The organism is Algibacter sp. L4_22, assembly GCF_023473045.1.
Taxonomy (GTDB): Bacteria; Bacteroidota; Bacteroidia; order Flavobacteriales; family Flavobacteriaceae; genus Algibacter.
The window spans coordinates 194,227-218,394 of the sequence record NZ_JAMCOK010000002.1 but is presented as its reverse complement, the minus strand read 5'-3'; the positions used below and the strand labels follow the sequence as shown (position 1 = coordinate 218,394).

The window sequence follows — 24,168 nt, the reverse complement described above, 5'->3', positions numbered from 1 at the left end:
TTTTTGTAGCTGTGAATAGGTTTTTTATAGAAAAAATTTTTATTTATATTTTTTTTTGAAATATCTAGAATGGCTATTATCAATTCAAAACTAACTCATGTTATTTAATTCTTTCGAATTTTTTATTTTTCTAATTATTGTATATCTCCTTTATTGGTTTGTTCTAAAGAAAAGTTTAAAATCACAAAATATCCTCTTGCTATTAGCAAGTTATTTTTTCTATGGTATTTGGGATTGGCGGTTTCTATCGTTAATTTTATTAAGTACTATTGTAGATTATATTATTGGTAATAAAATATATGCTTCCGATGATAATTCTGTAAGGAAAAGATGGCTTTGGTGTAGTGTTATTTTTAATATAGGTCTATTAGGCTTTTTTAAGTACTATAACTTTTTTATTGATTCTTGGATCGATTTAGCATCTGCTATTGGTTATAACATAAAAAGTACTTGGACTTTAAATGTTATTCTTCCGGTAGGTATTTCGTTTTACACTTTTCAAACGATGTCGTATTCTTTCGATATCTACTATAAAAAATTAAAACCAACAAAAAGTTTTTTGTCTTTTGCGGCGTTTGTTAGTTTTTTTCCACAATTAGTTGCAGGGCCAATAGAGCGCGCATCAAACTTGTTATCTCAAATAACAAATAAACGTACTTTTAATTATGCGCAATCTGTTTCTGGTTTAAAATTAATTCTTTGGGGATTATTTAAAAAGATTGCGATAGCAGATGCTTTAGGCCCTATTGTAGATGATATTTTTGCTAATTATGGTTCATACCCGAGCTCTACATTATTAATAGGTGCTATATTTTTTGGCTTTCAGATCTATGGAGATTTTAGTGGGTATTCAGATATAGCTATTGGTACTGCTAAGTTATTTGGTATTGAGTTAATGTCTAACTTTAAGTTTCCTTATTTTTCTAGAAACATAGCTGAGTTTTGGAGGCGTTGGCATATTTCGTTATCCTCATGGTTTCAAGCTTATATTTACGTGCCTCTAGGCGGATCACGAGAGGGGAAATTTAAAACTATTAGAAATGTATTTATAATTTTTCTAGTGAGTGGTTTATGGCATGGAGCGAATTGGACATTTATTTTATGGGGATTGGTTCACGCCTTAATTTTTATTCCTGTATTACTTTTAGGAAATAATACAAAGTATAAAGATACCATTGTAGCTCAAAATTCTATTTTACCATCCTTTCGAGAATTAGTAAGTATTTTTAGTGTGTTTTTTACTGTAACAATTTCTTGGATATTTTTTAGATCTAATTCCATAGCCGATGCCTTTAGTTTTTTAGGTAGTATGAGCAATTTCTCAATAGGAACTTATTTTCATCCAAACGGTTATAGAATGATAGATTATTATGTTATTGTTATTGTGTTTTTATGTTATGAATTTATTATAAGGAAAGATGAGCGTTCACCTTTCAATTTTAAAAACAAATACGTTAGGTTTTTTACTTACACGATTATGATTTTTGTAATGATGCTTTTTTATGATAATGGTATAGATCGTTCATTTATATATTTTCAATTTTAATAGTTATGAAAAAATTACTTTTTAAATCAGGACTATATTTCATCCTAATTTTAATAGCATTAGAATTACTTGTTCGAGCTTTTCACTTAGGAAAAGATAGTCCTTCTAGGTATATTGATGAATATGGCGTGGAGAAGTGGGAACCCAATCAAGACGGCTATTCGGTAACAGGTAACAGAAGACAGAATTTTTCGGCATACCGTATTAATAAATCTGGATTTAATTCTTATCGTGAGTTTAATCCAACTATAGCTAAAACAGAAATTGCTTTGGTTGGCGATTCTTTTATTCAAGGTTTTCATCAAGATTTTTACGACTCGGTAGGTAAAAAAATCGAAAATCAGTTACGGGATGTTGAAGTTTACGAATATGGCTATGCTGGTTACGATTTTGCAGATCAACTTCATTTATTATATCAATACAAAGACACGTTTGATAAAATTGATTATGTAGTTTTAGGGCTTCGGTTTCGAGACGATCTATTTCGAGGCGAATATCAGGTTGTTCACGATCGTATGCGACTTGAATCTTCTCTCTATAAAAATTTAAGAAAAATAAAGTTATTGGTTTATGCACAAAGTATTGGTGTTTTAGATTCTGCAAAGAAGTTTCCTGGTAAAATAATTTCCTTGATTAAAGGGGGAGCTAAAAATGATAATAATGTTGCTAAAAAGGAGACGCTTGTCGAGAAGCAAGCAAAGCAATTAAAGTATATTAAAAACTTTGAATTGCTAGTAGAAAAATACGGTTATGATAAATCGCGGTATGTGTTGCTTATTGATAAGAGCAAAACACCTATCGATTTTCTAGTATTTTTAGAGAATAATCATTTTAAGTATATTGATTTTGGTGAATCCTTAAATAACTCGAAAATACCTCCAACTTTAATTTTCGATCAACATTGGAATAATCATGGTAGAAATTTAATTGCCGATTGTGTTGTTAAGGCTTTTAAAACCTTTAAAAGTAATTAATTTGTAATATATAATATCATTTCAAACGATTTGACCGTATAACAAGTATTTCAAAGAATAATTTTGACAAGGACTTTATTATTAGGCTATATTTATCCTAAATATATGGATTTTAATAGACCTAGATGATAAATGTTTATATTAAAATTATTTGAAATTAATAGTAGTAATATTAAATATAGAATCTAAGTTCTCGTATTTCTCGTAAATACATTGGGTACATATAGAAAAAATAGTGTTTATTTATAGAGTAAGCATGAAATTTAATTTATTACAAACAAATTATACATAGGTATATATTTATTATGAATATATTAATTACATCAGCAGGAAGGCGCGTTTCATTAGTTGAAGCTTTTCAAAAGGAGTTAAAAGAAATATTTCCGAAGGGAAAGGTAATGACAACAGATTTTAATATTAAGTTATCTGCTGCATGCCAAATATCAGATGGGTCTTTTCAATTGCCTTTAGTAAGTGATGACGATTATTTTGATCTCTTGCTTAAGGTTTGTTTAGAAAACGAGATAAAACTCATTATTCCAACCATAGATACTGAACTACTTTTACTTGCAAAAAAGGAAAAGCAATTTTTAAAACATGGGATTAAACCAATAATAGCATCTCAAAAATTTGTTGAAATGTGTCGAGATAAAAGACAGATTCACGTGTTTTTTGAGGAAAACAATGTTCAAATTGCTAAAGAATACTCGAAGTACGATTATAAATTACCTATTTTTATAAAGCCAAAAAATGGTAGTAGAAGTATTGATACCTACACCATTACCAAACATGAACAATTAACTAAATATCATTTTAAAAATGATGATTTAATGTTTTTAAAATATTTAGACCATGATGAATTCGAGGAATATACTTGTGATTTATACTATGATAAAAACCATGACTTGAAATGTGTTGTTCCAAGAAAACGAATAGAAGTAAGGGATGGCGAAGTAAATAAATGTGTTGCCGAAAAAGGGCCTTTGGTGGATTATATAAAAGAAAGATTGAGTTTTATAGATGGAGCCATTGGCTGTTTAACTGCTCAGTTTTTTAAGCATAAAAAGACAGATGAAATTTTTGGTATAGAAATAAACGCTCGATTTGGTGGTGGTTATCCCTTGTCTTATTTTGTTGGAGCTAATTATCCAAAATGGCTGATACAAGAATATTTGTTGGAAGAAGATATCACGATAGATTATTTGGCAGATTGGGAAGAGAATTTACTAATGTTGCGCTACGATAAAGAAGTTTTGGTACATGACTATAAAGCATAATATTGTATTTGTATTTGATTTAGATGATACATTATACAAAGAAATTGATTTTTTAAAATCGGCCTATAAAGAAATCTCCAGGTACATTTCGGAAAGTACAAGTTTTGCGGAGCAAATTATTTTTGATAAAATGATTTCTTCTTATTACAATGGTGATAATCCATTTCAAACTATTATAGATTTCGTTAAATCGGAGGATATAAAGATATCTGCGTTACTATCTATTTATAGAAATCACGAACCAGATATTATTTTAAAAAAATCTCACCAAGATATATTGGCATTTTTAAAAGAAACGGTTTATAAAATTGGTTTAATAACAGATGGTAGGAGTATTCAACAAAGAAATAAATTAAAATCGTTAGGGTTAACCAAGTTTTTCGACGAAGTCATAATATCGGAAGAGTTTGGTTCAGAAAAACCAAATGTTAAAAATTTTAACTTTTATTTAGATAAATACGGTAAAAATTATAAGTACATTTATATAGGAGATAATACTAAAAAAGATTTTATTGCACCTAACGCATTAAATTGGATAAGTATCTGTCTAAGAGATAATGGCGATAATATACATAAACAAACATTCGATTTAGAAGAAAAATTAAAACCCCTATTTGTTATTAATAGCTTAAAGCAAATACCAGAAATTTTAAAAAAAATCGAAAAATTTTAATGAACTTAGTTTATAGCAAAATACAAAGTGAGCAAGATTTAAGCGTTTATCTTTCTAAGGTTAGTTTATTTAAAGAGATATATCCGTTTTATAAAATTATATCAGGATATTTAAAGGAACAAGAAAAAGAACAGTTGTGTTATTTTACATTAGAAGAGAATGGAAACGTTTTGATTCTTATGCCTTTTATATTAAGAGAAATAAATCATAAAGTTGCAGGTGAAACTTATTTTGATGTCGTTTCTCCTTATGGATATAGTGGCCCATTATACGATCAAAATTTATCTAGAGCTTATTTATTAGAATTTTGGAAACTTGTTGATCAATGGTATCAAGAGAACGATGTTGTTTGTGAGTTTATTAGGTTTAGTTTAAATAATAATTATCAATTTTATTCTGGTAAATTAGTTCCTACGTTGTCTAACGTAAAAGGGCATATTATTCAAGATGAAAAGAAACAATGGGATGCTTTTAAGTCTAAAGTAAGAAACAATTACAGAAAGGCGGTTTCTAATGGTTTACGTTTTGAAATTAATCAAGACAGCACCAGTTTAAAACATGTAGAAAATTTTTATCAGGTTTATATTAAAACCATGACTCGCATTGGTGCAGCAAAAGAATATTTCTATTCATTAGATTATTTTAAGAATATTATAAAGAGAAATAGTGATAACTATGCCTTGGCATTTGTCTATAAAGATGATGTTATTATCTCTGTAGAACTTATTTTGATATTAAGAACGACCCTTTATTCTTATCTAGGCGGTACGTTGTCAGATTATTTTAATTACAGACCAAATGATTTCTTGAAAATAGAAGTCATGAATTGGGCTCGTAAAGAAGGGCATGAATATTATGTTTTAGGAGGCGGAAGAGAAGATAATGATAACTTATATCATTATAAGAAAACGTTTTTTCCTAACGATAGCGATGTTATCTTTTATACGGGACGTAAAGTAGTAAATACTCAAATATATAAAGCATTAGATGTTGCTTTTAACGGTCCAAAAGAAAAGGGTAAGGTTAAGTCCAAAACTTCGAGCAAAGTTTATTTTCCAATATATAGAAAGGCTTAATAGAGTAGGTGCTTATAAAGCAGCAAAAGGATACAAGTAGTAATCTATTATTTTAAATGAATTTTTTGTTTATTATTGAGGTAACCTTCATGTTTTTCTCTGTCTCTTATTTCCTTAGTAGGATTTCCATAAGCAATTTTAAGGTTTCCTACATCTTTAATAACGGTAGAGCCGGCACCAATGTGTGTATGTGCTCCAATAGTAACACCTCCAACTACGCAAGACCCAATACCTATAGAGCTACATTTTTGTATGGATACGTGTCCTGCAACATTAACGCCAGGAGCTAGACTTGAAAAGGATTCCATATAACAATCATGACCTAAGGACGCCGCCGTATTAACTATACAAAATGCTCCAATTTCGGCATTTGCATTAGCAATTGCACCAGGCATTACTACAGTTCCTTGTTTAATATTCACATTTTTACCAATAATAGCATTTGGGTGAACCGCACTAACATATTTAAAATTCACTTTTAAGGATTCAATTTTTAAATGCATTTTATAGCGATCGTAATTATCACCAATCCCTATAATACCACCTATAATTTTATTTTTTTTAATTAACTCAGGAATGCAATCTTCGGTTCCTAAAACCTCGTAACTAAAAAGTTTTGTTCCAACAGGTTTAAAAGAATCTATTAATCCAAAAATGATATATTTATTTTGTCTTTCAATAATGTCTATAATAACGCTGGCATGTCCAGAAGCTCCTATAACTACAATACCGGGTTTTTCTGCAGGTGTTAATATCATTTTGAATATAAATTAAGTTGGGCTTTAGGGAAACTTTATTACTACAAAAATACACGAAATTAAATACCTACATCATAAAACACCTAATTTTTAAATATCAATTAAATAATTTTTCTAGGTGTTTTATTCATCAGCACCACCAGTAAAGGTTGTCATGTTAAGGCCATCGCTGTTATTTATACCTTGTGGAATCACAAGTCTTTTTGCTGTTAAAAGTAATATTTGTAAATCTAATAGAAATGAAATATTTTCAATATACCAAACATCATATTTAAATTTCTGATTCCATGAAATGGAGTTACGCCCTTTAACCTGTGCCCAACCCGTAATACCTGGTTTTACATTATGACGCTTTTTTTGTTCTTCATTATACAATGGTAAATAATCGGTTAAAAGCGGTCGAGGACCAACTAAACTCATATCACCTTTAAGTACATTAATTAACTGTGGGATTTCGTCTAAGGAATATTTTCTAATAAACGAGCCTATTTTAGTTACGCGTTTATCAAAAGCTAGAAATTCGCCATTAGCATCTTTCTTATCGTTCATGGTTTTAAACTTAATAATTTTGAAAACCTTTTCATTTTTACCAGGGCGTTCTTGATAGAAAAACGCTTTTCCACCGTTAGATATCATTAAGCAAATAAAAACCACGAAAAAAACAGGAGATAGTAGAAGTAAGGCTGTAAAAGCAATTATAAAGTCTAAAAATCTTTTAATTATAAGGTACATTAGTTTTTTTTAAAATTAATTGAAGTGGAGGCTGAATATGCAGCCCAATTCAGGCTCAAAAGTATTGTATTTTTCTTAGCATTTAAATAAAAACACGTTTATGTTTAAATATTATCGTTATTATTAATTTAGTAAACTTGAAGTGCAATTTTTATTATAAAAGCCGTAAATATTTTAATGTAAAGAAATATTTCGTCTTTAGAATTGGTTAATTATTTGGCTTATATAAGTCATGTTGTTTTCATTATATCTATAATCTATATGAATATTTAAAAAGAATCCATATTCAACTGGGTTATTTGGCCATAATAAGGAAGGGTATATGTTGTTCGAAACCAGATGGTTCTTAAAGTTATTCATAAACGTTATTTCATCAAAGTGTACCGTTAAACCAAATGGAGTTTCCATATTATTTAATACTTTAAAATTTTTATTATCTTTTAATAAAAGCATTAACTTTTGGTAATTATCGGTTTTTAATTGCAAGTAGTTAACTTTCAAATAGTCTGTTAAAGTATCTTTATTGGCTTTACTAAGTTCTACAAGGTCGTAATTGTGGTGCATTTTATTTTCAGCATCATTAATTAAAACTAAAAACTCGTTTTTTAAATCGTCACTGCCATTATCTTCTTTTTCGAAAGTATGCTTTTTTTGCATAGCCAAAGCAGTCGTGTTCCATATATTGGTGAAAATACCAGAAGCTTCTAAGTCTAATTTTTTTAAAGCTTCACCGTTGGGTTTCCATGCCATGCCACCTAGGGGAGCAGGTACCGATTTACGCAAGGAGGCCACACAGAAATCGGCCTTACTATTAATGCAAGATGTACTTAGCCAACCATGAGAATGATCTTCAATTATTATACTTTTAGTCTTACAGCTAAAATTGCATTTTGAAATACCCCAAAAATTATTAACTAAAACAACATCATTAGGTTGAATAAAACGGTTACCATCAATAATAAAATCTGGGTCAGCAGGATCTACTTTATAAGTTTTAATATTATTGTAGTTGCTTTTTAGCCAATGTGCTACATGTTGGCAATAATATTCCGGTAACCAAAACGTATTAATTTCTAAATCTAATTTAATAGTTTCTATAACATATTTTATGGCGTGCCTACCCGTATAAAACAGTTTGTTATTCTCGGGATGAAAACTATTTTCTGAAGTTGCCAAATAGCTTAATTTTGGATCGACGTATGAAAAAAATGATCCATAACCTTTTTTAGGACTTATATTATTCGACATAAATATGAAAAATATTTTTTTTTTGCAGTTAAAGACTTTAAAAGTATAAATAAAATCTGTAGAATATCAATTTATCGATTAATATAGTTATTCAGGGTCATTTTTCGTTTTCCAGAAGAAAGTAAAGGGATTTCATTAACGAACTCAACATTTATTTCAGCATTATCTCCAAGAAAACTTTTAAATTTGTCTCTAAGGCCTTTGTCATCGCTAAAAACATCAGAACAATTTAACTTTATGGTATAATTTGTTTTGCTTTCCTGTATGAGTTGAATTTGTTTTATCCCATCAAAACGGACACTATTAATCATAATAAATGAAGAAACAATCTCTCCATTGGTATTGTATATTGTATCCGTTGTTCTACCTGCAATATTTTTTAAAGTTGGTGGATTAACCGAAAAATCTATGGCTCCAATATCACCTGTATCATATCTAATTAATGGCATAGCGTAACTAAACAAATCGGTAACTACAATTCTTCCTAAAGCACCTTTTGGAGCCTGTTCATTGTTATGTAAATTTAATATTTCAATATGGTATGATGCCCAATTGATTGTATATTCCGTTTTGTTTGCCATTTGCTGAGCCAGAATACCATTTTCCATATTAGAATAACGTGAAACCATAGGGCATTTAAAATAATAACTCATCCGCTCCTTGGTATAATCGTTAATACCTTCTGCCATGCCAATAATAAATTTGAAATTAGCATCAATAGGTTGCGATTTTTCTTGATCTAGAAATTTACAAATTTGCTCAAAAGCAGAAGGGAAGCCTAACCATCCTTTATTACCTGGGTTTTTCTTTATTTTTATAATAAGTTCTTTAATACGGTCTGTATTAAGATTTATCACTTCAACAGGTTTTAAATTTTGAGCCCAATTTTTAAAGTTTGAATTTTTAAAATTCAGCCCCCAATATCTCAAATACCATAACTGATATCCAATTTTAAATCCAGCTAATTCAGAAAAATAAATAGTATCGGCACTGTTTCTATAGATTTTATTTTTATTATGAATCACTTTAAATGGTGTTCCTGTAGATCCACTAGTAGAGCGTGTTATATTTTTTTTATTAAGAAATATGTTCGATCTAAAAAGGTATTCATTTTCTGTAATGATATTTTTAGTAATTACAGGAAATAATTTTAAATCGAATTCATTAATTTTAAGATTTTTATAAAATGCTGTGGTGTTAATACTATGCTTTAAAAGTCGCGTTACGGTTTTGTATCGTTTTTCTTTAGTGTTATCAAAATTATTTAAAATATCACTTATATCGATTAAATGCTTTTTTATCGGACTACCTTTGGCCGCATCAACCCACCAAAACGTCTTATTTCGCAGAGACTCTAATTTTTTTTTAAAAGCTGATTTCATTTTTTTAGTTCAAGGAGTATTTCCTTTATATACTTGTTATTTAAATAACCACCGCAAGCCACATCGGTAACATGTAAAGAAGGACTTTCGTTGCCTTCTAGTAGTATTGGCCCTTGGTCTGTAATAGCGACATCCCAACCCACAATGCGGTTTGGTAATGCGTTTGAAGCTTTTAATGCCAACTGAAAGGCTTCTTTATAAAACGGAATTTGAAATCCATCTAAAACTAATTGGCTATTTGGATGATGGGTAATCTCTTTGCCGCCTTCCACAATATCCTGCCGACCTACACCTTGTAATTTTCCAGATTCTAAATTTAGAGAGATGTAAAAACCTCCAGTATGTGTGTTATCGGTAAAGGTATTACCCGTACCAAAACGCATTAGAGCAGAGAGCACGTGTGCTTCATTATTAGTATCTATATAGGTGTCTATTCTAATCGTGTTTACGGAGTTGCTAAATATGCCATTAATGGTATCGTGTTGTTCAACATAAGCTTGATGCACATAGCTGTTCGAAATTAAAGCTGTATATATGCTTTCAATTTGAGACTCTAAATTTTCCTTTTTAAGCAAAAAGCAACCTTGTCCACCTTCTCCTAGAGTCGGTTTTAAAAATAGAATTTCAGTTTGCGAATCTCTAAAAACATATTGAAAGAATTGTAAAACAGATTCTTTAGAGGTTATTATTTTAATTTCATTGTTACAAAACCAACGAATATTAAAGTTGTAACTTATTAGAGTAGGTGTTGGTATATTTAAATTGACGCAATGATTATAAAAGCTTAATTTGTTCGCTAAAATAGACGTAACCTCAGGAAAAACCATTTTTCGAGAACCAATAATTTGGTAAAATTCGTTTAAGCTTAAATAGTTCTTGTAATTTATAACATCTTTTCGATAAAGATATTTCCTAAAATAATCTGTTGGCAGCATTTGTTTGTCTATACCATACAAAATACATTCTTTTACTACTTGCAGCAAAGGCTTTTTGTTCGAATCCTTTAAGTATACATTTAGGTGTTTCAGTCTCGAAAGCATGTATTTATTATTTCAGTGAGTTATATTCATTCAGTTGAGCTTTCCATAATATGCTTTGCTCATAACGATTCACTATTAATTCTCTACATGTTTTAGAGTTTATTATTATTTCATTATTGTAAAAACTAAGCATGGCTTGTTTTAATTTGTCTTTGTTCATTGAAGGTATTATTATTCCATTTTTATTAGGGATAATAATTTCGTTAGCACCATTAATATCTGTTACAATACTAGCAAGTCCCATAGCGCCAGCTTGCATTACAACATTAGGAAATCCTTCTCTATAACTAGGAAAAACCAAAAGGTTGGATATTTTAAAATAAGGTCTTACATCTTCTACCCACCCTGTAGAAATGATATTTTTATTTGTTTTAATAATATTTAAAGTTTTCTTTTTGAGAGGGTCTAAATCATGTTCATAATCTCCAACCAATAGAAGCTTGGTGTTTTCAAGATTCGAATTAAGTTCATTAAAAGCAGATATTAGTTCGTTTATGCCTTTGTCTTTTACTAATCTACCAATAAATACAAACACATAATCTTTTTCAGAAATACTAAATTCCTTTTTCAAGTTTGAAATAAAATTCTCATCGAAATTATTCGAGTTATAGTGATTTATATTTATACCATTGACATTACCATTAGCAATTATTTTTAATGGTTTAGACGTGATTTTATAATTAATCAAATCGTTTTTAATTCCTTGTCCTTCAGGATATATTTGAGTGGCACAGCTGCATAAAATTTTATCTGTAGAAATGAGTAGTTTTTTTATAAAACCCCGTTTTGTTGGAAATATTAGACCCGTAAATGTATGTAATCTATGTGGTACACCTGCAAATTTAGAAGCTATCATGCCTAATAAGCCAGCTTTAGGTGTGATAGAGTGAACAATGAAAGGTTTTTCTTTTTTTAAAACTTTATAAAGTTTCCAAACTGTAATTAAATCGTTAATAGGTGAAATTTGTCTTTTAAGTTCTACAGGAATAGTTCTAATATTTTCTTGATTGGAAACATTTTGTAATTTATCACCTCCTTTAGATGAAATGCCTACAACTTCAAAATAATTAGTCATGTATTTTAACTGGCCAGTTAAAAGGCCACTTAGAGACATTGGAACCGTTGAAATTCTAATTATTTTTTTTTTCATTAATCGATAAGGAGTTATAAATCCTAACAAATATATAAAACTTAATGTTTGCTTAACATTTAGGTTTCCTTTTTTTTAAATTAAAAATGTAATATTAATATCATTAATACTGTGCATAACATTTTGTTATTTAATTTTTATTAAAACCGAATAAAATCGTAATTAATTGATTAACAAATGTTTAAATTCCTACAAGATATGCTTTTAAGTTTTAAAAAGTTATTAACAATCAAGGGTGTTTAAATATATCATGGTTATTTTCGCGATTTATAAAATTTTTTATAGTCCAAATCGCACTTAGCCTCGTAATTATTAGAAGTATAACAAAAATATTGTAACACAATGTGTTTTAGCGATTAAAAAAGCATTTAATCGAATTTAATCAACTCGAAATAAGCTATTTATCGAAAAAATATGTTTTTAATCGATAATTATAGATATTATTGTTGTGTTGAATATTTTGAAATTTTAACTATGAAGAAATTAAAGAATTTGATGTTAGTCACATTAATTGGAATGAGTGTATTGGGTACGTTGTCTTGTAACAATGAGGAATTGTATGAAGAACCCGTTGCAATAGTGGAGGATGAAAGTAATGAAGATGAAGGTTTAAACGTTGCAAATGTAGATGAACCTTGCGATTTTAATTTAGATGATATTGATCAAAATTCTACAGTCATTATTAATTGTGTTTTAGATTTACAGGGTGAAACTTTTAATTTACCAGAAAACGTTACTTTGATAGAAGAAGGTGGAGAAATTATTAATGGTACGCTTAATTTTTCTGAAGGCTCTTCAATTGATGGGGATTTATTAGGTAATACTCTTACTGTTTCAGGAGTAAACCCTGCCTTAAGAAGCACTTCTTTTAACTTTGATATCGAAAGATGGGGCATTGTAGAAGGAGTTGTTTCTGATGAAATTGCTTTGAGAAATAAAGAGATACTTCAATCTACTATAGATTTAGTTAAGAAATATGGTATTGATACTTTTATTATCGATAAAATGGATGCTTATTTTCATTTTGAGTATGGATGGTTTGATTCTAAAGGATACGCTGAGATGGCTATCAATTTGCCTTCAGATTTTCATTTAAAAATGAGTGATAATACTTATTTCAGACTTCAACCAAATAATTGGCCAAAAGGAAGATTAATGAGTGTTTATGAGAAAGAAAATGTTAAAATCTCTGGAGGTAACTTTTATGGAGATCGCTACACTCATGATTATAGTGACATATTTGATGAATTGAATATTTCGAGAGGTACTCATGAATGGCCTGGACTAATAATTGTTGATGGTAGTAAAAATGTCCTTGTAGATAATGTTTATTGTACCGAGTCTACTGGGGATGCTTTTATTGTTGGAGCTTCAAATGGTTTTAGATATCAAAATACTAGTTACAATCAAAATATTAAAATCACTAATAGTACTTTTACTGAATCAAGAAGAAACAATATTACAGTTACAGATGGTGAAGATATTTATATCGAAAATTGTTTAATTAGTGGAGCTGGTAATGGGGATGATATTTTTGATTCGAGCAATAATAAAATATTTAGTTCAGCAGGAGTTGCTCCAAGAGTCGGGATTGATATTGAACCTATTCGAGGATGGAATGAAACGGATGGTTTTACTTATTATGAAAAGGTAGAGCGTGTTTATGTTAAAGGTTGTACTTTTGTTAATAATAATCGTGCTAGTTTTGTTGATTATTCTGGGGTTGATGTAACTGTTGAAAATTGTATTTCTGATAATGGGTTTAGTTCTGCTTACAGCACTGGTGGCAAATATTTGAATAATACATTAATTGCTTCTGACTTAAACAAAAACGGAACAGGAATAACCATGGGATCTATGGATGTAACTATTAATGGCGAGGCGACACAATTATCTGAAAAGAATATTGTGAAAGGGAATTCTATAGAAGGATTTGTTATAGGGACCGTAGTACGAAGTAATAATTCTGAAGTATCTAATAATTCATATTTAAACTGTTGGGTGGGTTTGAAAATATTAAAAACAGAAAATACTATATTTGATGGTAATGATTTTAAAAGCTCTAGAACTAGTGATAGTAGAGCTATATCATTTTTCGAAGGTGTTGCTAAAAATTTAACATTAAGCAACATGACAGTAGAAATGCCTCGAAAACCATTAGATCTAATTGGAATTAATAAAAATAATACTGACTATTATTTAAATTTTGTTAACTGTAAGTTTACTTCTGAACAAGGGTATTCTATTGAGATAAAAGACACTCCTAATGTTACATTTACAAATACAACTCTAACTAATACTAAGTTTGATGTAACTAACAGTATTAATTTCATAACTAAGTAATATTATATTTTAGTACAGACTTTATAATTTTATTAAAAAATAGGTATCAATCATTAAGCGTATTTAAAAAATCCTCCAGGATGAGATTGGTGTTTTTTAAATCGAATTTTCTAGCAAATAAGCCGTTAGATTCTTTTAGCTTGTGGAGATCTGATTTATCTAATACTCTGGGATAATTAGGTCCTGTTTTCCAATCAATATATCGTAAATCATCGTTCATCACTATTTTTTTTAAATGAGAATTCATTATAATAGATTGAATCCAAATTTCATCTGTTGCTCTTGAGTATTTTAATTTTTTAAGAAAGGATGGATTCTTTTTTAAAAAATTAAATATTAAATCTAAACTTTCATGGGTTAAGTTTAACCAATTAGAACCGGCATAATAATCAATTGGATATCTTTCCCTTTTTAAACCTAACAGACGTTGACAAAACAAAGTTAGACGTCCTATTATTTTTACAAATTGACGATTTTTATTATGCATTAGCCAATATCGATCTAAACGGTCGAACCCGTGATTAAAACCCCATGTTTTAATTGGTAAGGGGTTTGCATACATAAAAATTCTATTCTTATTTTTATTAAAAAATTCTTGGATATAAATATTGCTCTTAATCGGTAAGTCATCTCCACTGATCATACAATATCTGTCATAACCTTTGTTAAATGCTTGTTCAAATATATATTTCATATTATATATTTGACTTACATGTCCCCAATATACTTCTATGTTTTTATAACAAAATATATTTTGTGCAGCAGGTAAGTCCCTTTTATCAAAATTAGCTTTTTTGTCTATTTGAACATAAATATCAAAATCAGGACTTAAGTGATTAATTAAAATACTTAACTGTTGCGGATTATGATGTGCTAAAATTAAAATAGCAACGGAATTTTTTGACATTTTATTTGTTTTTTATACAATAGAACTTACAGGTTAAAGAGAATAAAATATTTTGGTTTGAAAACCATCTAAATTTATCCTTTTTTTTATCTCCTGTTTTGTATGGAATAGGATAAAGGTTTTGGTTTTTAAGTTTGTCAAATATATCTTTTTTGATATTGTAGTCATTAATACCTGTCAATACTCTTAAAAGCATTGTAGAAATTAAAGCACACGTTCTTTTTTTTACAGGTAGATAAGCAGTTGATTTGTTGGTTATAAAGGTTTCGTTAAATTGATTTATTGATGATAGTACAGTATATATATCGTAAATCATTTTTTTTGTTTTTGTTATATTATTTGTTCTTGTAATAGAACCATCTCGTTGTAAAAAACGTGCAATAATAGTGTCTATAGCTTGAATTTTTTCTGCTTTAAATACGGCTCTAGTATTAAACTCTATATCCTCAATATATACATCTCTCATAAATTTCAGATTATTAGCATTTAAAAATGTACGCTTATATAATTTATTACAAGCTGAACTCATATAGCTAATATTTGTCAAATATTTCTCTCCTGTTAGCACTTTGTTTTTAGTTGAACTTTTGCTAACATATATTATTTTGGATGTTTCACTAATACCTTCTGCTCCAAATTCTAGTATATCTAAATCATGTTTTTCAACAATGTTAAGAATTAGTTTTAAGCTGTTTTTAAGTATATAATCATCCGAATCTACAAATAAGATATAATCTCCATTAGCTTTTTCAATACCCTTATTTCTAGCCGCACTAAGCCCTTGGTTTTCTTGCGTGATAATGTTAATAGATGGATAGATTAATCTTAGTTCATTTAGAATTTTAAGGCTATCATCTGTTGAACCATCATTAACTGTAATTACTTCATATTCATTTATTTCTATATCTTGATTAAATAAACTATCTAAACATTTTTTTAAATAATCTTGAACATTATACACGGGTACAATAATTGAAAGTCTCATATTTTTATTTTTAGCGAAATTCATAATAGTAGAACATAAGATATGTAAAGCTATAATATATTAATAAAATTAGGCCGATTTTTTTAAACTGGTGTTCCCAAAGTATTTTTTTGAATAGAGGGTATCCAACCACTAAAGCCATTAAAAACCAAGATAAATACGCAAATCGATTAGAGAAATTGGCACGTATTACCATAATCCAAAAAGCGTTTGAAATAATATAAGTATGTAGAATATGGTTGTAAATTACATCGTTAAAACCTTTTTTGATTACATAAAAATAGGCTAAAACTAATGGAGCTCCACTATATATAAGAAAGTCAAATCTGAAACCTGTAGAGCTGAATTGGTTAGGATCTGCTTGCGCTGTTAAATAGCCTGCCAATCGATCGTCTCCAAAGCCTAGGGATGCGAATAGTTGTACCCAAAATGCACCCATCGCTAATGATAAGATGATACTTAGCCCCCAAAATATAAAGTATTTTTTAGTATCTGTTATAAAAAAAGATACAACCAACGCTAAAACGGGTAAAGTCATACTTTTATGAAACATAACAGAAAACGTTAAAATAATAACCATTTTAACATGATTTTTTCTCAAATAAGATAAACCTAAAATAAATATTGAAGTTGCCATTCCGTTGCGTATCCCGTTTGTTCCATATGTCCAAAATGAAAAAGATGCTACTAAAAGTAAAAAAGCAAAAAAATAATAGTGAGGAAACCATGTTTTAGCAGCTATAAACAAGGGAACTACGTATATTATTGCACATAATAAAAAAAACATTTCTACACTCATAATATTAGAGCATCCTTTTATAAATAATTCAAAGGCGATATCTCCATTAATACTTATTGGCATTCCATTTTTAAATTGTTCAAAAGTCCTTGCATATGTGGCCATATCAACGAAGTAGACTCCGCTAATAGGTCGAAGTCCCATATATAATAAAATGAACGATAATAATAGAATAGACAAATTCCTATTGTAATTATAGGTCTTTTGCTCGTAGCCAGTTAGTACTAACGTGTGAAAGTAAGTTATTACACAAGTTAAAAATATGATTTGATAATAATAAAAGGTATAATCTTCTAATGGTATAAAATCGAACATGAATGTTTTGTGTTTAAGATTTAGCTAGATATTGTTTGGAGACAAATTCTAAATCAAATTTTTCCAATAATTTCGAATTTATTTGGCCAACGAACTCGCTTTTTTTGTTTAGAGCTTGCTGTAATGCAATAGCCATCTGTCTTTCTTCTTCTGTATAGTCGTTGTTTTTTGGAAAGCCTAAAAAACCTTTGTACAAATTAGGAGTTATTATTCCTGCTTCTACTACAATATTATTGTTACTTTTTTTATGCTTTTCTAAGCTCATCAATTCGATTATTCCTTCTGTACAATTAGAACTTACCACAGGTGTTCCTAAAGCAATAGCTTCTACAATAACGTTTGGAGTGCCTTCATAGTATGATGATAAAGCTAGAACATTAGCTTTTTTCAAGTATTTGTAAGGGTTGTTTTTTCTGCCTAAAAAATAAATATGCGATTCTATATGATGCTCAATAATTAATTTTTTTATATAATTTAGAACTGAAATATCACCATCACCAATAAATATAAGATTCACATTTTCGTTGTTTTTTAAGAGTAAACTAAAAGCATTAATAAGATGCCAAGGTGATTTTTGATGAGATACTCTTCCTATAAAAATTATATTTTGAGTATCATTTTTAAAAAGTTTTTTTTCGCTAGGATCATCAATCCTTTCTAAGGATAGTTTTCTGATAGCATCAACATCATGAGGATTATAAATAACCTCTAGGTGGTTATAAAATTTATAATTGCAGTTATCTATAAGATCTTTTTTTATAGCTTTACTAATACAAACTACTTTATCTAAGTTTTTGTAAATGGAGCGGTAAGATTTTTTTATAATCTTTGTAAATATACTTTTACTGTTAAGTTCAACACTTTTAAGAGCATGGATACTTCCTATTTTAAATTCATCAGTTTTAGTTAAGGATGAGAAAATATTAGCCATATCACCAAAAGCAATACTGTGCGATATTCTTTCTTTTTTTATAATTTTCCTTAGTTTTAGTGGGGCTGAAATGTAAAACCATGCTCTCTTTATTGATGATAATTCAGAAAGATCTTTTTTTAAAAGAATGTACTCATCTTCAGGAAAATTGATAATATCAGAGTTTAAACCAATAAATTTAACCGCTTTTATATGATACCCTTTACTTTTATAATAGTTATAAAAATGTAAGGCTAGGCGCTCCATACCTCCAACGCTACCATAGGGCATTATTAGTAAGATACGTTTCATGACAGCAATAATTTAAATAGAGAATTCCATTGCTCAATTATAATGTCAGGACTAAATTTTAAGGCTTTATTCAGAGCTTGATTCCCCATTGTATATCTTAAATTATTGTTTTTTATAAGTTTAGAAATTGTATCGGCAAAGTCTTCAATATTTCCATTTTGTATTAAAAAGCCATTTTTATCATGGTTTATAATATCTGATGGACCATAAGGGCAGTCAAAAGAAATACATGGTACTCCGTGTATCATAGCTTCAGTTAATACCATGCCAAAACCTTCAAAACGCGATGATAGAACAAAAATTGACGCTTTTTGATAAACTTGACTTATATTTTTTACTGGATCAAAAAATTTTACTGAAGAGTTTATATCGTAAATTTGGGCAGTTTTTTCTAATTCTAATGAAGTATTACTTTTTCCATAAATATGTAATTCCCAATCGGGATGGTCTTTTATTACCTTTTGCCAAATTAGTAATAGCCTATCATATCCCTTTTGGTAACTTTGTCTGCCTACAGCTAGGACAATTTTTTTATCTAAATTACTTTTAGGAACATTTATATTAAATGATAAAGGATTATTTATGACCATTGTGTTTTTTAATGGCCATTCTTTCAAATTACCTTCTGTAAGAACAACAAATTTATCATATTTTTTTCCTGCCCAATACATTAATTTGAAGGTCAGTTTATTTTTTAGCCATTTTAAAATATTAAAAGAATCAGTGGTGTTTTCAATTTTTTTAGATACATGTCTCTCATAAACCATAGGGCAAGGTTTATTTAAAATTAATGGTAAAAAAAAACCTTTTAAGCCATCGTCACAAACACAAATAATATCAGGTTTTATAGAATTGACTTTATTTTTTATATTTTTTATATATTGTTTTACATATGCCATCGGATTTCCAGAAACCGATATGTCGTGATATGTTATTTTATTTCCGAAATCATAAAAAAGCTCTACATTACCTTGGTTTAAGGTAATTATATGCAACTTGTAATCATAATTTTCAGCTAATAGACGAGCTTTAATTGATAAAACACGTTCTAAACCAGCAGCTCCGCAAATTTGATTTGTTATATATAAAAGTTTAATTTTCGAGAGCATCTTTTAAATAAGTTTTAGAGCTAATTATTAGGTTGTTTAAAAACTTGTTAGGAACATTATAATTAATAGTGTTTAATTTATGTTTGTCTATCATATTTTGATCTAAAATTAAAAGATCGTTTAAACTTATGGAGTTTAATAAATCTCTCATTCTAGTATTTATACTCGAGGTTCTGTTGAATACAACAAAATCTTTTTCAAAAATAATCGAAAATGCTACAGCATGAAAGCTATTCGAAATAACGAATTTAGCATTTTTTACTAAGTTTAAAAAAGAACTAGGACCTTTGTGCCAAAAATTTCTATCCGAATATTTAATATTTTTATTTACTGAAATTATTTTCCAACCCGTTTTCTTCTTTATTTTTTTAGCCATTATTTGAATTAAGGGGTTAGAATCAAAATCATAAACAAATATATAATCTTCAATGATTTCTAAATCCTTTTCTAATTTGCTCCATTCTTTTTTATTTAACAAAAAAACAGGATCAAGAACTTGTGTAACGTTTTTTATACCCAAATCTTCAAGAATAGTCTTTCCAGAAGACTCTCGGACGGAGATATGGTGCAAATTGGAAATATTACTCTTGACAAAATCTTTTATGTTATTTTCTAACTTATCAATAGCAAAACTAGCAGCATAAGAAATTTTTAATTTAGTTTGAGGTACAAAGTTTAAGTAAAAGGCAGGGTCTTTACCGTTTTGAAAAAAAGAATTCCATATTTGGTCACTACCACAAATATAAATATCAGCTTCCGGAAGGTTAGTTTTTAACTCGTCGTTACTTTTGTAAAGTTTTTTAGTTGTTTTAATATGATTTTTTGAGAAGTTGTCAAAGTTCTTCTTTCTTTTTAAAAATTGTAATCTTTCGGGTAGTTTAATAAAAATATAGAATGCCTTAGTAATAAAAAACTTTTCGTATTTTTTATTAGCAATATACCAGAAGTCATAACGGTCGCATAAATATGCTGGTTTGTAATGAATAGTCTCAGCTTTGTGATCTAACTTGTTAAGATATGCAAGTAAAGCATATTCTTGTAAACTGGCTCCATAATTATAAACTTCATGACATGTTATTGTTTTAATATTCATTTATGTAAGTATATTAATTTAGTAGGAGGGATATTTTTTCTAAAGAATCTTCTTTATCTGTATTTTCTCTAAGAGATAAATTTTTAATTACAAAACCCTTTAATTTTTCATTATCAATATAAGTTTCAATAGAATCCGCAATAGCATTCGGATTCATATCGCATATTAACCCTGTTATATTATTTTCAATAATTGTATAGGCTGTCGGGAAATTTGTGGTTACTATAGGCCTTTTTAGAATGCTAGCTTCAATAACTGTAAGTCCTAATCCCTCAAACAACGATGTTTGAACATAAATATCACAAGATTTAATATAAGGATATGGATTTTCTTTATATCCTAATAGAATTAAATTTTCTTTTAATTTTTTTTCTTCAATAAGGATTTCTAACTCTTGTCTCTTAGGGCCTTCACCAATAATATACCATTTAATATTTCTTCCTCTTTTTACTAATATTTCCATTGCAGATATAGCTAAATGCCAACCTTTTTGTTCAGCTAAACGTCCCACTGAGCAAATGTTTGTTATATTCTCTTGAGTTGATAAAACTATATGTTCGGAGGCTAGTTTATTAACAATATCAACATCTGTAATGTCTTTAATTACAGTTGTTTCGATTGAGAAATTGTATTTGTTTAATTCAGATTCAAATGAGGAATTACATTCCTTTGATACAGTTACAACTTTATTAAACACTCGATATTTATTTATGTCAAAATTAATGTTATAGCCTGCTTGATAATAATCTATATTAAGCCAAGCAAACTTTTTATTGGCTTTAATTTTTTCAGCCACAAAATAAGTTGCTAAGCCCTGGTTGTAAGCGATAGCGATATCGTAGTTATTATCTATTTTTTTTGCATATTTTCCAAATGTATCCCAATACAATTGTGCATTATGATGTTTTTTGTTTTTGTTGATTTTTTTCTTAATTTTAAAAGACATCCTTAAATAAAGCAAGAGTAATATATTTAATTCTGAAAAAATGTTAATTATTTTAAGATTTACTTCTTTTGGTAAAAATTTCTGAAATGCTGAATTTTCTATATTGATTATTAAATCCACATCATAAATTTGGTAATCAAAATTTTGTAACAATGTTACAAGACTTTTTTCAGCACCACCACATTGTAAGGATTCAATTACGAATACAATTTTTTTCATAATATATTTATTTTTCTTCTAATAAATTAAGTTAATTTTTATGGTTATCGATAAAAATTTCAATATTTGAATAAAATTCAGCTATTCGTGACTTTATTTTTTTTTCGTCCCAATTCCACCAGGCAATTTTATTTAGTGCTAAAATGACTTCTTTACTATGTTTTAATTTAATCACTTTTGCTGGACTACCAAAAGCTACAGCATAATCTGGAATATCTCGTGTAACTAATGAATTTGCACCTATTGTTGCGCCATTTCCAATTGTAACACCTGGCATAATAAAAGTTCCCATACCAATCCAAACATCATTTCCAATAGTAATACCTTCTTTTTGTTTTATTTTATTAATAATTTCATTAGCAATGCTTGATTTATTATTTAATAATTCTTCTTTGAATAAATTATTCACAAGAGGAAAATTAGTAATAGTCGATGCAGTATGATGACCTTCATCAACTATAAATCTTACATTATTTGCTATACTACAAAATTTACCTATAACTAAAGGGGCATTAGTCCATCTCCAAACTAAAGCACCGTTGTCATATGTTTTATCTCCAATTGTAGAGAATTTATCTTTTTTTAAAAAAACATAATCATGTATTCTTAGTGTGTGATCATAATCGATACCTAATATCTTCCAGAGAAATACCCTAATTTTATTTTTCATTTAATTAGTTTCTTATTTTAGTAAATATTCCAGAAAATAATTCTTTTTCATAGGGAATCGTACCAAATTTATACATAATGACTATAAAGGCTATTGAGTAAATACTTGCTTTTGCTATGAAATTAATCCACCCATTACCTGGAATATAATTAATAAAATAACCTATAGCTAGTATGAATAAAAATGAAATTAAAATTTTATTAAATAGCTCTTTAAAAAAACGTAGCACATCAAGTTTTAATACTCTATGATAAAAGACATTCATTACATTTTGAGCGATAAACCACCCTATAACAGTTCCTCCAATCATTCCTATTGCTCCATGTTTTTTTGCTAAGAAAAAACCTAAAAGAGTTCCTAATGCTAAAAAAACCAAATAAATTACAGCCTTAAAAGCAACTTTATTTTGAGCTTCGATTAGTGGACCTGTAAAACCTTGAACAAGTGGTATTGTATATACAACCATAATGATTACCGCGATAAGGTATGAATCATAATATGACTCTCCAACCCATAGAAACACAAACTGTTTGCCGTACAAATAAAAAGCACCTAAAACATACATTAATACAATAAATGATACTCGTCCTATTTTTATCATTGTATCTGTAAGTTCTGCAGGCGATGCATTGTTTGCTATCATTTGAGTTGCTCTAGGAAGAAATACACCTGTTATGGCAGATGAAAATGCTCCGTAATAACTTCCTAATGTTAAACCTATGGCATATACCGCTAGCACTTCAGTGTTAGAAAAATTCCCCAAAACAATTTGACCGGATTTCCATTGAAATTGAGCGACTATACCATAAACAAAAATCCAAATTGAGTAACTGAATATTTTTTTTAAGAAAACAGAGCTAAAGTAATGAAGTTTTATTCTTACTTTTAATTTAAAAAAAACAAAATAGGCCTCAGTAAGCATAAATAAAATATTAAATACAGTATCAATAATTACTAACGCAATAGCTTTACCACCCATTAAAAGTATTGATACTACAACAATTGTTCTTAAAAGGTATCTTACTACATTTATTGATTTTGGAAACACAAAGTTTTCATATCCATAGCATATAGCAACAAAACTTCCTCCAGGTAGTCCTATAGCTAAATTAAAGATCAACAATATAAATATTGTTTTAGAAATATTTATTTCTTCCGAATTCATTTTAGTGAAATAACTATCAATATGTCCATAAAAAATGAAGCCAATAATAACAATAACAATAGAAATAGCAATATAGATGAGCATTGTTGTGGCTAAGAAATTTTCTTCAGATCTTCGATCTTTTTCTGCCTTATATTTAGCAACAAAACGTATTATAGTATTATTTAATCCTAGATCTAAAACAGAAATAGTACCAACTAAAGCTCCTATAGCTGTATAAATTCCATATTCAGATTTACCAAGATGATTTAATATAAATGGAGTTATAAATAAACCGACTACATTTGTTAAAAAAATAGTAATATAATTTAGTAATGCACCTTTTTTTATTTGACTCAAAATAATGTTTTTTAAAGTTAAAAAATACCAAATGTTAACTACTATAAAAAATTACAACGGCCGATGTAACAAGGCCTCTTAGTTTGCCTAACTCGCCAATTTTATTAAAATGTAGATTAGTGCTATTCATTTAATTTGGATATGTAAATATAATTATTAGAATCTTCCGTTAACTTTGTCTTTCAAAACCCCTTTAAAAT

Annotated in this window: 21 protein-coding genes; 6 read left to right on the top strand and 15 right to left on the bottom strand. The window is 28.5% G+C overall.

All coding sequences use genetic code 11. The features are described 5' to 3' along the window. Positions 1-196: 196 nt before the first annotated feature. From M4I23_RS05580 to M4I23_RS05560, 5 genes are all read left to right on the top strand, one after another. Positions 197-1,546 carry an MBOAT family O-acyltransferase gene (locus tag M4I23_RS05580; protein ID WP_306799986.1) on the top strand — a complete coding sequence of 450 codons (1,350 nt, stop codon included), beginning with the start codon at positions 197-199 and terminating at the stop codon, positions 1,544-1,546. 5 nt (positions 1,547-1,551) lie between these two features. Next, a complete protein-coding gene (locus M4I23_RS05575) occupies positions 1,552-2,520 on the top strand; it encodes a hypothetical protein (RefSeq protein WP_249753743.1) in 969 nt (322 codons plus the stop codon). A gap of 305 nt (positions 2,521-2,825) precedes the next feature. Further along, positions 2,826-3,797, top strand: coding sequence for an ATP-grasp domain-containing protein (locus tag M4I23_RS05570; RefSeq protein ID WP_158849933.1), 972 nt, complete (start codon positions 2,826-2,828; stop codon positions 3,795-3,797). Beyond that, positions 3,781-4,470 carry an HAD family hydrolase gene (locus M4I23_RS05565; protein WP_249753742.1) on the top strand — a complete coding sequence of 230 codons (690 nt, stop codon included), beginning with the start codon at positions 3,781-3,783 and terminating at the stop codon, positions 4,468-4,470. The genes M4I23_RS05570 and M4I23_RS05565 overlap by 17 nt, the downstream gene beginning before the upstream one ends. Further along, positions 4,470-5,546, top strand: a complete 1,077-nt coding sequence (locus tag M4I23_RS05560; RefSeq protein WP_249753741.1) for a GNAT family N-acetyltransferase — start codon at positions 4,470-4,472, stop codon at positions 5,544-5,546. Before M4I23_RS05565 ends, M4I23_RS05560 begins: the two co-directional genes overlap by 1 nt. Before the next feature lie 47 nt (positions 5,547-5,593). Here M4I23_RS05560 and M4I23_RS05555 read toward each other — a convergent pair whose 3' ends face one another. From M4I23_RS05555 to M4I23_RS05530, 6 genes are all read right to left on the bottom strand, one after another. Next, on the bottom strand, positions 5,594-6,304 hold the full coding sequence (locus M4I23_RS05555) for an acetyltransferase (RefSeq protein WP_158849939.1): 711 nt from the start codon (positions 6,302-6,304) through the stop codon (positions 5,594-5,596). Between the two features lie 123 nt (positions 6,305-6,427). Then, the gene (locus M4I23_RS05550) at positions 6,428-7,036 is read right to left on the bottom strand and encodes a sugar transferase (RefSeq protein ID WP_158849941.1); all 609 of its coding nucleotides are present in this window, start codon (positions 7,034-7,036) and stop codon (positions 6,428-6,430) included. A 198-nt stretch (positions 7,037-7,234) separates the two neighbouring features. After that, positions 7,235-8,284 (bottom strand): hypothetical protein, encoded by a 1,050-nt coding sequence (locus M4I23_RS05545; protein ID WP_249753740.1) that lies wholly within the window; start codon positions 8,282-8,284, stop codon positions 7,235-7,237. A gap of 71 nt (positions 8,285-8,355) precedes the next feature. Next, positions 8,356-9,666 (bottom strand): CoF synthetase, encoded by a 1,311-nt coding sequence (locus M4I23_RS05540; RefSeq protein WP_249753739.1) that lies wholly within the window; start codon positions 9,664-9,666, stop codon positions 8,356-8,358. Further along, positions 9,663-10,649, bottom strand: coding sequence for a sugar-transfer associated ATP-grasp domain-containing protein (locus M4I23_RS05535; RefSeq protein WP_249753738.1), 987 nt, complete (start codon positions 10,647-10,649; stop codon positions 9,663-9,665). Before M4I23_RS05535 ends, M4I23_RS05540 begins: the two co-directional genes overlap by 4 nt. 64 nt (positions 10,650-10,713) lie before the next feature. Next, a complete protein-coding gene (locus M4I23_RS05530) occupies positions 10,714-11,856 on the bottom strand; it encodes a glycosyltransferase family 4 protein (protein WP_249753737.1) in 1,143 nt (380 codons plus the stop codon). Positions 11,857-12,330: 474 nt separating this feature from the next. Here M4I23_RS05530 and M4I23_RS05525 point away from each other — a divergent pair, with 474 nt between their 5' ends. Continuing rightward, positions 12,331-14,199 carry a right-handed parallel beta-helix repeat-containing protein gene (locus tag M4I23_RS05525; protein ID WP_249753736.1) on the top strand — a complete coding sequence of 623 codons (1,869 nt, stop codon included), beginning with the start codon at positions 12,331-12,333 and terminating at the stop codon, positions 14,197-14,199. Between the two features lie 46 nt (positions 14,200-14,245). On the opposite strand, the gene M4I23_RS05520 is transcribed toward M4I23_RS05525, so the two are convergent. The 9 genes from M4I23_RS05520 to M4I23_RS05480 form a co-directional block, all read right to left on the bottom strand. Continuing rightward, the gene (locus M4I23_RS05520) at positions 14,246-15,106 is read right to left on the bottom strand and encodes a beta-1,6-N-acetylglucosaminyltransferase (RefSeq protein WP_249753735.1); all 861 of its coding nucleotides are present in this window, start codon (positions 15,104-15,106) and stop codon (positions 14,246-14,248) included. Between the two features lies 1 nt (position 15,107). Next, on the bottom strand, positions 15,108-16,091 hold the full coding sequence (locus M4I23_RS05515; RefSeq protein ID WP_249753734.1) for a glycosyltransferase: 984 nt from the start codon (positions 16,089-16,091) through the stop codon (positions 15,108-15,110). Between the two features lie 10 nt (positions 16,092-16,101). Beyond that, positions 16,102-17,034 carry an EpsG family protein gene (locus M4I23_RS05510; protein ID WP_368736175.1) on the bottom strand — a complete coding sequence of 311 codons (933 nt, stop codon included), beginning with the start codon at positions 17,032-17,034 and terminating at the stop codon, positions 16,102-16,104. Positions 17,035-17,218: 184 nt separating this feature from the next. After that, positions 17,219-18,427, bottom strand: coding sequence for a glycosyltransferase (locus M4I23_RS05505; protein WP_249753732.1), 1,209 nt, complete (start codon positions 18,425-18,427; stop codon positions 17,219-17,221). Then, complete coding sequence (locus tag M4I23_RS05500) at positions 18,424-19,536, bottom strand: glycosyltransferase family 4 protein (RefSeq protein ID WP_249753731.1); 1,113 nt, start codon at positions 19,534-19,536, stop codon at positions 18,424-18,426. Before M4I23_RS05500 ends, M4I23_RS05505 begins: the two co-directional genes overlap by 4 nt. Further along, positions 19,520-20,629 (bottom strand): polysaccharide pyruvyl transferase family protein, encoded by a 1,110-nt coding sequence (locus tag M4I23_RS05495; protein WP_249753730.1) that lies wholly within the window; start codon positions 20,627-20,629, stop codon positions 19,520-19,522. The genes M4I23_RS05500 and M4I23_RS05495 overlap by 17 nt, the downstream gene beginning before the upstream one ends. A 13-nt stretch (positions 20,630-20,642) precedes the next feature. After that, a complete protein-coding gene (locus M4I23_RS05490; protein ID WP_249753729.1) occupies positions 20,643-21,794 on the bottom strand; it encodes a glycosyltransferase in 1,152 nt (383 codons plus the stop codon). A gap of 31 nt (positions 21,795-21,825) precedes the next feature. Continuing rightward, positions 21,826-22,464 carry a CatB-related O-acetyltransferase gene (locus M4I23_RS05485; RefSeq protein ID WP_249753728.1) on the bottom strand — a complete coding sequence of 213 codons (639 nt, stop codon included), beginning with the start codon at positions 22,462-22,464 and terminating at the stop codon, positions 21,826-21,828. Positions 22,465-22,468: 4 nt separating this feature from the next. After that, the gene (locus M4I23_RS05480; RefSeq protein WP_249753727.1) at positions 22,469-23,968 is read right to left on the bottom strand and encodes a lipopolysaccharide biosynthesis protein; all 1,500 of its coding nucleotides are present in this window, start codon (positions 23,966-23,968) and stop codon (positions 22,469-22,471) included. Positions 23,969-24,168: the final 200 nt, after the last annotated feature.

Bases quoted from the DNA above. Each gene is read 5' to 3' on its own strand.
- M4I23_RS05575 (WP_249753743.1), top strand. From the start codon at position 1,552: ATGAAAAAATTACTTTTTAAATCAGGACTATATTTCATCCTAATTTTA.
- M4I23_RS05570 (WP_158849933.1), top strand. From the start codon at position 2,826: ATGAATATATTAATTACATCAGCAGGAAGGCGCGTTTCATTAGTTGAA.
- M4I23_RS05565 (WP_249753742.1), top strand. From the start codon at position 3,781: ATGACTATAAAGCATAATATTGTATTTGTATTTGATTTAGATGATACA.
- M4I23_RS05560 (WP_249753741.1), top strand. From the start codon at position 4,470: ATGAACTTAGTTTATAGCAAAATACAAAGTGAGCAAGATTTAAGCGTT.
- M4I23_RS05555 (WP_158849939.1), bottom strand. From the start codon at position 6,304: ATGATATTAACACCTGCAGAAAAACCCGGTATTGTAGTTATAGGAGCT.
- M4I23_RS05550 (WP_158849941.1), bottom strand. From the start codon at position 7,036: ATGTACCTTATAATTAAAAGATTTTTAGACTTTATAATTGCTTTTACA.
- M4I23_RS05545 (WP_249753740.1), bottom strand. From the start codon at position 8,284: ATGTCGAATAATATAAGTCCTAAAAAAGGTTATGGATCATTTTTTTCA.
- M4I23_RS05540 (WP_249753739.1), bottom strand. From the start codon at position 9,666: ATGAAATCAGCTTTTAAAAAAAAATTAGAGTCTCTGCGAAATAAGACG.
- M4I23_RS05530 (WP_249753737.1), bottom strand. From the start codon at position 11,856: ATGAAAAAAAAAATAATTAGAATTTCAACGGTTCCAATGTCTCTAAGT.
- M4I23_RS05525 (WP_249753736.1), top strand. From the start codon at position 12,331: ATGAAGAAATTAAAGAATTTGATGTTAGTCACATTAATTGGAATGAGT.
- M4I23_RS05520 (WP_249753735.1), bottom strand. From the start codon at position 15,106: ATGTCAAAAAATTCCGTTGCTATTTTAATTTTAGCACATCATAATCCG.
- M4I23_RS05515 (WP_249753734.1), bottom strand. From the start codon at position 16,091: ATGAGACTTTCAATTATTGTACCCGTGTATAATGTTCAAGATTATTTA.
- M4I23_RS05510 (WP_368736175.1), bottom strand. From the start codon at position 17,034: ATGGGACTTCGACCTATTAGCGGAGTCTACTTCGTTGATATGGCCACA.
- M4I23_RS05505 (WP_249753732.1), bottom strand. From the start codon at position 18,427: ATGAAACGTATCTTACTAATAATGCCCTATGGTAGCGTTGGAGGTATG.
- M4I23_RS05500 (WP_249753731.1), bottom strand. From the start codon at position 19,536: ATGCTCTCGAAAATTAAACTTTTATATATAACAAATCAAATTTGCGGA.
- M4I23_RS05495 (WP_249753730.1), bottom strand. From the start codon at position 20,629: ATGAATATTAAAACAATAACATGTCATGAAGTTTATAATTATGGAGCC.
- M4I23_RS05490 (WP_249753729.1), bottom strand. From the start codon at position 21,794: ATGAAAAAAATTGTATTCGTAATTGAATCCTTACAATGTGGTGGTGCT.
- M4I23_RS05485 (WP_249753728.1), bottom strand. From the start codon at position 22,464: ATGAAAAATAAAATTAGGGTATTTCTCTGGAAGATATTAGGTATCGAT.